The 8,707-nt window shown below is 35.4% G+C and carries 10 protein-coding genes and 1 pseudogene; all 11 read right to left on the bottom strand.

The genetic code is table 11. The features are described from left to right. Window positions 1-1,779 (bottom strand): VirB4-like conjugal transfer ATPase, CD1110 family (locus HMPREF9129_RS02495; RefSeq protein WP_257009129.1); only part of this gene is annotated, 1,779 nt, incomplete at its 3' end. Continuing rightward, window positions 1,691-2,080 carry a PrgI family protein gene (locus HMPREF9129_RS02490; protein WP_004820005.1) on the bottom strand — a complete coding sequence of 130 codons (390 nt, stop codon included), beginning with the start codon at window positions 2,078-2,080 and terminating at the stop codon, window positions 1,691-1,693. The genes HMPREF9129_RS02490 and HMPREF9129_RS02495, both read right to left, overlap by 89 nt. Window positions 2,081-2,083: 3 nt before the next feature. Next, a complete protein-coding gene (locus HMPREF9129_RS02485) occupies window positions 2,084-2,347 on the bottom strand; it encodes a hypothetical protein (protein ID WP_040552196.1) in 264 nt (87 codons plus the stop codon). A 19-nt stretch (window positions 2,348-2,366) separates the two neighbouring features. Continuing rightward, window positions 2,367-3,233, bottom strand: coding sequence for a VirB6/TrbL-like conjugal transfer protein, CD1112 family (locus HMPREF9129_RS02480; protein ID WP_004820003.1), 867 nt, complete (start codon window positions 3,231-3,233; stop codon window positions 2,367-2,369). A 19-nt stretch (window positions 3,234-3,252) separates the two neighbouring features. Further along, window positions 3,253-3,468: a Maff2 family mobile element protein gene (locus HMPREF9129_RS02475; RefSeq protein ID WP_000394022.1), complete on the bottom strand. Its 216-nt coding sequence runs from the start codon at window positions 3,466-3,468 to the stop codon at window positions 3,253-3,255. Between the two features lie 3 nt (window positions 3,469-3,471). Next, entirely contained in the window at window positions 3,472-3,783 is a 312-nt protein-coding gene (locus HMPREF9129_RS02470) for a single stranded DNA-binding domain-containing protein (protein WP_004820001.1), read from the bottom strand. Between the two features lie 162 nt (window positions 3,784-3,945). Beyond that, window positions 3,946-5,412 (bottom strand): annotated as a pseudogene (locus HMPREF9129_RS02465) (VirD4-like conjugal transfer protein, CD1115 family); the annotation flags it as partial. A 148-nt stretch (window positions 5,413-5,560) separates the two neighbouring features. Continuing rightward, a complete protein-coding gene (locus HMPREF9129_RS02460) occupies window positions 5,561-6,052 on the bottom strand; it encodes a hypothetical protein (RefSeq protein ID WP_004819997.1) in 492 nt (163 codons plus the stop codon). Window positions 6,053-6,076: 24 nt separating this feature from the next. Next, window positions 6,077-6,529 carry a DUF5680 domain-containing protein gene (locus HMPREF9129_RS02455; protein ID WP_425452008.1) on the bottom strand — a complete coding sequence of 151 codons (453 nt, stop codon included), beginning with the start codon at window positions 6,527-6,529 and terminating at the stop codon, window positions 6,077-6,079. Window positions 6,530-6,592: 63 nt separating this feature from the next. Continuing rightward, on the bottom strand, window positions 6,593-8,077 hold the full coding sequence (mobQ, locus tag HMPREF9129_RS02450; RefSeq protein WP_040552192.1) for a MobQ family relaxase: 1,485 nt from the start codon (window positions 8,075-8,077) through the stop codon (window positions 6,593-6,595). A gap of 240 nt (window positions 8,078-8,317) precedes the next feature. Next, window positions 8,318-8,638, bottom strand: a complete 321-nt coding sequence (locus HMPREF9129_RS02445) for a DUF3847 domain-containing protein (protein WP_004819991.1) — start codon at window positions 8,636-8,638, stop codon at window positions 8,318-8,320. Between the last annotated feature and the right edge of the window lie 69 nt (window positions 8,639-8,707).

Below are 8,707 nucleotides of genomic sequence, written 5' to 3'. Positions count from 1 at the left end.
ATCAGGAGTCGGATTTTCAAAATACTTTTCATAAATTTTAGGAAGGCATCTATCTATAACCGACTTTTCTTCTGCTGTAAGTCCACTTCCTCCAACTACAAGTTCAAGCATGGACATAATGAAATTTGCCTTGTCTTTAAGAGGTGCATCTCCATCGCCATAGTTCATGTTTATATCAAGGGGATTTAAGTAGTCTTTTGACTTACTGCTGACCTTTATCACTTCTCCCTTAAACTGTCTTACAAGGTTTCCATACTCTCCCTCCGGATCGCAAATAATCACATCATCGTCCGTTACTAAAATCGCATTTGCCATCTCCCTTTTAGCACTAAAGGATTTACCACTTCCGGGAGTCCCTAAAATTAAGCCGTTTGGGTTCTTTAATTTCTTCCTGTCCGCCATAATCAGGTTATGACTTAAAGCATTTAGTCCATAGTACAGACTGTTACTTGAGTTGATAAAAAGTTCCTCTGTGGTAAATGGCATAAAGACTGCTGTTGATGATGAGGTTAGCCCTCTATCTATTTCAATCTTGTTTACCCCAAGAGGCAGCACGCTCACTAAGCCTTGTTCCTGCGTATGGTCAAGTCTTTTCAATTTACAGTTATGCTTGTTTGCAATGGAGCTTATCTGAGCTATGGTGTTATCGAGCTTTTGCACTGTCCTTGCAAAATTCATAAAGACAATACTTACAACAAACATACGCTCATCTCTTGTCTGTAAATCTTTTAAAAGACTTTTTACATCTTCTCCGTAAGTAATTAAATCACTTGGAAGAATGTCCATGTCATAGCCTGACCTTACAGCTTTCTTGTTTTCCTCAATTCGCATCTTATCAATATCGGTGTTTTTTCGTTTTACCATCTTGATGGCTTCTGACTGGTCAATCGCCTTAATATGAAAAGATATATTGATGTTATCATCAATATCCAAAAACTCTGATAGCATACGGTCTGAAAGCTCACTTGCAAGGATTTGAAAATGACTTGTTGCTCCGATAAACTTCCCAAACTTAAAATACCTTGAAGGTATAAAGTTAAATTCATCAGGCACGATATATGTCTTGGTACTCTCCTTTTTCTTCAGGTCTTTGTAGGAAAACTCAAAGGTCTTATTCGGATTTAATATATCGTGAAGAATCTTTAGTCTTTCCTCTCCTGTAAGACTTTCAGCTCTTACCCCCATGCTTTTGAGATTAGATAATATATCTATCTCCAGTCTTTCAAGTTTTGATGTTGCCTGCTCTAAATTATCAGCTTCCACTGTAAAGGTTACATACTTTGATTTTTTCAGTCCGTTATTTCCCTTTACAATCTGACTTTTTAGCATCTCTCTAAACTCAAGTCGTATATCATCAAAACCGTCCCCTTTATCCGGTATCTGAATTGCCGATTTCATTTCTTCGTTTCGTCCAAGCTGATTGATGTAGGAAAACTCAATGCTGACACTTGGATCAAATGAATTTAGAAAGTTTGCAAACTGATTAAAAATCAAATCTCTATCTTCATCTAAGGCGAGCTGATAGTTAATATCCTGAAAGGCTATGCTTTTACTGAAGTGCTTTTCATCAAGCTGGCATATCCCGCTTTTTAAGAGTCTAAGATAGGGAATGGTATCTTCAACAGTGTATCTTTTCGGCTCTTTCTTAAAAATAAGGTCAAGTATACTACTGTCTTTTTTAATCTTTCCCTTATTTTTCTTTAAGTCCCGCTTTTGACTTCTCAATGCCTTTTCGTTTTGCGTGAGTTTTATTTGCTGAATTTTTCTTTTCTTGTTCAAGGTAAACCTCCTTTCTCACTCTCTTTTGTGGTTGATAGAATTTATGCAAATAGATATGCTTAAAATATTTCTCAAAGGTCAGTCCGTCCTTTTCAAAAAGTGTGATAAAAAAGATTGGAAGTGTGGACACGATAAGGAATATGACAGCTATATCGTTTGGTACTACCTTTCTCATAAATAAATAGACAGGTATTCCAACAAGTCCTGCAATGGTAAATCCTATGAGCTGCCTTTTCGTTAAGTTAAATGCTACCTTTGTCTTAACCTTCTTTAAGTCCTTGGGTATTGGTACATACGCCATAGCTTACCTCCCATCTTCTTTGTCCTTTGAAAACTCCTCAAAGTGTTCATATACAGAGCCGATTTCATCCTGAATAATTGCAAGCTGTTCATCTGTATTCTTGTTATATCTTTGCTGCATCAAGCAAAAATCATTGTGGCAGCGACCAATGTCCTCTGTTCTTTCTTCTAATTCTTCTACCTTGTTATGAAGTCTGATTCTATCAATTACCGCCATAACGCCTGCTCCAATTACTACTGCTGTAAATACTGTTTTTCTTTTATTCATACTATCTTTCCTTTCTTTTTTAGTGTGCATTTAATACGCTTTTGGCCAGTGTTCCGCTCTTTAGCATCATTAACCCCAGCAAAACCGCATAACCAAGTATCGTCATGGTACTTGTGTGTATATCTGTTATTTCAATCGTCTTAACTAATACTGCGTAAATTCCAAGACAAACCATTAAAAAGAGTCCTTGTAGTCCAAGTGCAAATAGTCCCTTGATGTAATTCGTGCCGATTTGCCCCCATTCTTTGTTTCCCATTGTGGCAAAAGGAATGGCTGAAACCGATGAATAAACATAAATCTCAAACATTCTTCCGTAAACCACAAGCATAATTACTATGGAAATTGCCTGTATGGCAACTTTTATGATGGAGGTTTCAAAGAGAATCATGACAAGCTCTCCAAGTCCCTTTTCTTTTAGGGTATCCATCATTGCCACTATCTGATCTCCGGAAACGGTAGCAGAGGTGTTTATAACCCCCGCCGCCTTATTTACCATGTGCTGTGCCACATCAAAGACCGCCATTGAAAACTCAAAGGCATGGGATACTAACCATACAGCAATCCACATCTTGATGATGTACTTGAAAAATTCAAAGGTATCCGTATTATCATGTAGGTTATTTTTCTGTATAACCATATTGATAAGCTCGATACAAAGGACTGCTGTGATAATTAGTCCCGCTATGGGAATAATGACCGAATCGTTAATGCTTTTAATAAAGGCAAATACATCTCCATTCCACCCCATAGGAGTTTTTCCTACATCTGTTGCAACTGCACCAACCTTGTCGTTTATGTCAAGAAACATGGACTCTAAGTTTGCTTGGATACCGCCCAGTAGAAGCTCCTTAAAGAATTCTTCTATTTTGTCGAATATCCCAAACATCTAATCTCTCCTTTTCTTCTTACTTGAGTACATTAGCAAGTAGTGGAATGAGCTTAAGTCCGATAAGGACAATACCTCCACCTGCCATCAGCTGCTTTATTCCCTGCGATTTTGCTCCGGGATTGTCGTTACCGTAACCTTCCATAAGATTGATAACGCCCCATGCTCCAAGTCCTGCACCTACTGCCATAACCAAGATTTTTAATACATTTACTGCCTGTGCGAAAAATTCCATAATTTATTCCTCCTCATTTTCTTCTTTCTTTTCAATTTTGTTGTAGGACTTCACTACAAAGTTTTTGTAAGTCTTTCCCTCTTTTTCACGCTTCTTAAAGTAGCCAAAGATGTGGATTAAATCACCTTTTTCAAAGTCCTTTGCTTTCTCTGCTTTTTCTCCGTAGGCTGCACAATTGATATATTCCTTGCCCTTTCCATACTTTTTTACAAGCGTGAAGTTTGCAACTACCACTTCCTCACCATCATTTTCAAAACTTGAGAAAGTAGGTTCTGCCACTAAATTGGCGTTGATGTTAATCATTTCTTGCTTCATTAAAAATTTCTCCTTTTCTTTTCAATAAAAAAAGCGACTGGAGTTTTTCTTTTCCAATCGCTATGCTCTTACTATTTAGTTTTTCTTTAAGTGGGACTTCTGATCCTTATCATCTTACCTCCTAATTTTCTGAATAAAAAAGCAGCAAATCTATTTTTAGACTTACTGCATTCTTGTAATAACTGTTTCCCTATTCAGTTTTGCTTTTCCTTTTCGCCTCATGTAGCTTTCTATATCAAACAAATTCTTCTTATCATAGTCCTCAAGCAGCTTATAGTTCTTATGCTTTGTAATATCATACTTATCTGAAAGAAACGGTCTGACACCTCTAAGCTGAAATATACATTTTCCACCGTCCATAACCGTAATCTCATCTTGGCTCATCAATTCTTTGCCTGTTTTTTGATAATTAAGTCCAAAGCTCTTTTGATTTGACCTTGTTTCCGATGTGTTGTAAAGGTCGATAGTTTCTTTACCAAGCGTTTCGGACAGCTCTTTTAGTGTTGTTTTTTCCTTTCCACCTAAGAATAAGGTACTATCACAGTTACCTACAATGGTATCTGCATTATCCTTATAGATCGCCTTTAGCTGAGATTGTGCTTGAAGTATGATGCTTGCTGATATTTCTCTTGAACGAATCGTTGCAATTAACTTCTCAAATTTTGGAATTAAACCGATGTTTGCAAACTCATCAAGTAGACATCTTACATGAACAGGAAGCCTGCCACCATACACATCATCCGCCTTATCGCAAAGTAGGTTAAATAGCTGAGAGTACATAATGGATACCACAAAATTAAAGGTATCATCGGTATCGGAGATAATAACAAATAGTGCTGTTTTTCTATCTCCCAGTGTATCAAGCTCAAGTTCATCTTCTTTCATCAAGTCCCTAAGTTCATGAATATCAAATGGAGCAAGCCTTGCACCACAAGATATAAGAATAGATTTTGCTGTTTTTCCCGCAGCCAATTTATATTTTTTGTATTGCTTTACTGCAAAGTGTGTAGGTTCTTTCTTTTCAAGTGCTTCAAAGAGCCTATCTATCGGATTCATATAGGTTTCGTCATCTTCTCTGACTTCGGAAGCATCTATCATATCAAGTAGAGTTGCAAAGTTCTTTTCTTCTCTTGGAGCTTCATAGAAGATATATCCGATAAGTGCTGTATAGTAGAGCTTCTCCGCTTTAACCCAAAAATCTTCACCCGCTTTTTCTCCCTCTCCTTTCGTATTTGCAATAATTGTCTGTACCAATTTCAGAATATCTTTCTCAGAACGAATATAGGCAAAAGGATTATATTTCATAGATTTTTTGAAGTTTATGGTGTTTAAGATTTTTATCTCATAGCCATTGTCTTCAAGCATCTTGCCACATTCAATGACTATCGTTCCTTTCGGATCGGTTACGCAATAGCTACTGTGCATCTGCATAAGGTTCGGTTTTACATAAAATCTTGTCTTACCACTTCCTGATCCACCGATTACAAGTACATTCTTGTTACGAGCATACTTTGGATTAGCCGGTCTACCATTCATAGTTAGGCGTTCTGTCTGAGTAAGCAAGATATTGTTTTGAAACTTTTCATCCATGTATGGCTCAATATCTTTCTTATTTCCCCAGAGAGCGTTTTGTCAAGTACCTTTTTATATTTATGGACGCTTGTCCTGTATGGAAATTTAACTTTTAGGGAAAGAAAAACAGTAAACCTTTTTTGATTTACTGTTCCTGTATCGGTTTTATTAAGTTATCAATCATGATACAAACCATTATCTATAATTATCTTCTTTTAGCAAATACTTCTCCATTTGTTATCCAAGTTTTTCCATTATCAAAAGATGTTTTATTTTCCCAATGGAATTTTGAAGGAGAAATATCATCAAAGACCCATAAATTTATGCCTTTATCATTGCTTATATTTATAAGTACAATTTTATCTTCTACTTTTTCAGCTTCTAAATATACCATTTTACCTAAACAAGTATAGCAAATATCCCATTTTTGTTTGTTAGGATTGTACATTCTTATTGTTGTACCATACTCTGCGTCAGGCTGAGGATTGGATACTCGTTCTTCCCTTGATGGACAAATAAAAATATCTTGTATTCCATCACCATTTAGTATCTCTGAAAATATCCATTCTCCAATTACATGTCTTTCCTTTTCAGTACCTTTTCCATCAACCCATTCAATATCCCACTCCCCAATCAAATCGCTGAATATATTTTTCTTTTGCTTTTTTTCTCCAACTAACGCTTTATAAAATTCCAAACTTCCACCTCCTAAAACCGAAATTTATCGAACTATCCCTCCATGATAATAGCACTCATAGACTAATTTCCCTTGAAAAGTTATTGATTCATATCCTTGAAACCATTCAAAATCCCCTATCGTTTCACACATATATTTATAATCACCATTAGAATATTCATCAGGTCCTCTAAACGGATTTTCACTATTAACCAAAAGCAATGCTTCTTTTAAAAATCCGTACTCAAATTCTTTGTCAAGTTTTCGACCTGCATAGTTCATCGACCAAATTATTTCTCCGTTTGACCAAAGAGCCTCCTCTCCAATGAACGGATCTGTTCCAAAATAAGAATCATAGTATTCAAAATTATCTTCAAAATACTTTAAATCATGTGAACACGGTCTTGATGAATTGGTTGTATTTCCATCGCCAGCATAAGTTGCTTTTTTTGCCTTAATTAAAAATTCAATGATACCTTTTATTTTCAAATCATGCACAATGTTCATCTCCTTAAATCAAAATTGTATTTGTTTATTATTATACCATATTTCCAATTAGTTTTATAGGTCTAACTCGTTCCTCTTTACCTGTGTTAGTTCTCTATTTCCTTGTAGTAATTTCTCTATACAGTTTCTAACACTTTCAGCTTGTTCAACCTCTTTTCTCATATCTAAGATTTGAGAATATAGGGTGTCTTTTTCTTTCTTCAATGCTGTTGCTTCTAACTTCCACTTGGATATAGCTAATGTCTTACTTTCTCCTAAATGCTCTTTTAGATATTTTCTTGCACTCTCAAATAAAATAATTTCTGCTGTATGTTCGTTATAAAAATCTTCTTGCTTGCTTTTCTTCAACTTGACATAGGTTTTGTATGTGTCTCTATGTTTCAAATACTTTTCTGATTGGTCTATAAGCTCTACTTTGTCATTGGTTTTCTTTTCGGTATCTTTGATAGCTCTTGTAGTCTTGTAGTTCTTATCTCTTAATGCTGATATACATTCTTTCAATTCGGGTATTGATGTAATATTTTTCTCTTTAAGAAATTGATAGCTTTCAATATATTTTTCTAAGTTTATATTACTATTATCTGCATTTTCTTTTATGAGATTAGAGAGTATATCTGTTAAATCATTTTGTTTTAGTGGGGTGGTGGATTGTAAAGATATATCCTCTTGGTTCTCTATTAGATTATCTTTGTTCTTGTTTGTTGTTAAACTTCTTATCCATCTCATTAAGGCTTTTATTCGTCTTGCAATTTCTCTTAATATCTTGTTTTGATGTCTGATTTCTCTGTTGATATTTCCTCTGTTGGTAACAATACCTTTTTTCTCCATTTGACTTGCCGATATTCCTAAATGAATGGTCGGTATTTGTTCTATGCCTTGTCTTTCATAGGAGCGGTGGTCAACTTTTTCTTGTATGCTGTTTTCTTCAAGATAGTTGTTTGTAATATCTGCCCACGACTTTCGCCACTGCTCTGCTTTATCTTGCTCGTTCCAATCTACTGTATCTATTTTTCTTGTTTTGTAATTACCATTTTTGAGTTTTACTTTCTCGCCATTTTTATCAAGGATATATTCCTTTTTTGATTTTGCTCCCCATGTTTTATCTTCGTTTAACGGTCGCATAGTAAGTAAGATATGAGCGTGTGGGTTTCCATAATTTTTATCGTGTAGGGCAATATCGGCACACATACCAACTTTCACAAAATTTTCTTTTACATATTCCCTTACAAGTTCTATCTGTTTTTCCCTGTCTAATTCTTTAGGTAATGCAATTTCTATTTCTCTTGCAAGCTGTGAATTTTTACTTTTTTCTATTTTCTCCACGCTATTCCATAAGGCAGAACGGTTTGAAAATTCTTCAGGTGCATTTTGCGGTAATAGAATTTCGGTATGGGCTATTCCACCTTTTCTTGTAAAGTCATGGACTACTCCGTCATATTCGTTTTTTATTTTTTCGCCACTACGATAAGCGGAAGCTGCTACTGCACTTTTATTTTTTCCTCTTGAGATAATCTTTATACTGAGATGATATATCGCCATAAGAAAAAACCTCCTTTCCATTTTTGATATTGGTGTGGTGGCGATGATAAAGACTTCCTAAAAAAATCGGATTGCTTTTTATCCGATTTCTTTTGGGAAGTACACAAGGGGTAGGAAATTTATTTCCGTAGGGGAGTGTAGCTCCCCTGTATCAGCGTTAGCTGATATGCCCTCTGCAAGAGCCTTCGGAGAACGCACGCACCCTTTAGGGTGTATAAGTGCGCCCTTGTAAACAAGGGACTATTCCTCTATGTCCATTACTTCCTCTTGATTTTCCATATTTTGATTTTCTCTTTCTTCTCGCCTTTCTATGATTTTTAAGATTTTTTGATTGACTGCTTCTTTTATATTCGGGAATGTAATTAGTTGATAAAATTCATCTTTGGTTAATTCTTTGCTCTCGGTAAAGATACTTTCAAATACACCGCCTTTTTCATAAAGCCGTCTATCTCTCTTTTTTCTCTCTTCCTGTTTCTGTTGGCTGATGAGCTTTTTTCTTTTGTTTTGTAATTGCTTGATTTCTTCTTCTGCCATTAAGATTTTTTCATCTATATTTTTCATTTTCTGTTTCCTCTCTTTCTGTTTTTGGGCAAAGAAAAAACAGTAAACCGATTTGATTTACTGTTTCAT

Origin of the sequence: Peptoniphilus indolicus ATCC 29427 (assembly GCF_000227315.1) — a bacterium.
In the GTDB taxonomy this organism is placed as follows: domain Bacteria; phylum Bacillota; class Clostridia; order Tissierellales; family Peptoniphilaceae; genus Peptoniphilus; species Peptoniphilus indolicus.
Note: the sequence above shows the minus strand (reverse complement) of the source record. Positions and strands in the feature narration are given on the sequence as shown.

Excerpts from the sequence above, each read along its gene's own strand:
- HMPREF9129_RS02490 (WP_004820005.1), bottom strand. The coding sequence starts at position 2,080 with ATGGCGTATGTACCAATACCCAAGGACTTAAAGAAGGTTAAGACAAAG.
- HMPREF9129_RS02485 (WP_040552196.1), bottom strand. The coding sequence starts at position 2,347 with ATGAATAAAAGAAAAACAGTATTTACAGCAGTAGTAATTGGAGCAGGC.
- HMPREF9129_RS02480 (WP_004820003.1), bottom strand. The coding sequence starts at position 3,233 with ATGTTTGGGATATTCGACAAAATAGAAGAATTCTTTAAGGAGCTTCTA.
- HMPREF9129_RS02475 (WP_000394022.1), bottom strand. The coding sequence starts at position 3,468 with ATGGAATTTTTCGCACAGGCAGTAAATGTATTAAAAATCTTGGTTATG.
- HMPREF9129_RS02470 (WP_004820001.1), bottom strand. The coding sequence starts at position 3,783 with ATGAAGCAAGAAATGATTAACATCAACGCCAATTTAGTGGCAGAACCT.
- mobQ (WP_040552192.1), bottom strand. The coding sequence starts at position 8,077 with ATGGCGATATATCATCTCAGTATAAAGATTATCTCAAGAGGAAAAAAT.
- HMPREF9129_RS02445 (WP_004819991.1), bottom strand. The coding sequence starts at position 8,638 with ATGAAAAATATAGATGAAAAAATCTTAATGGCAGAAGAAGAAATCAAG.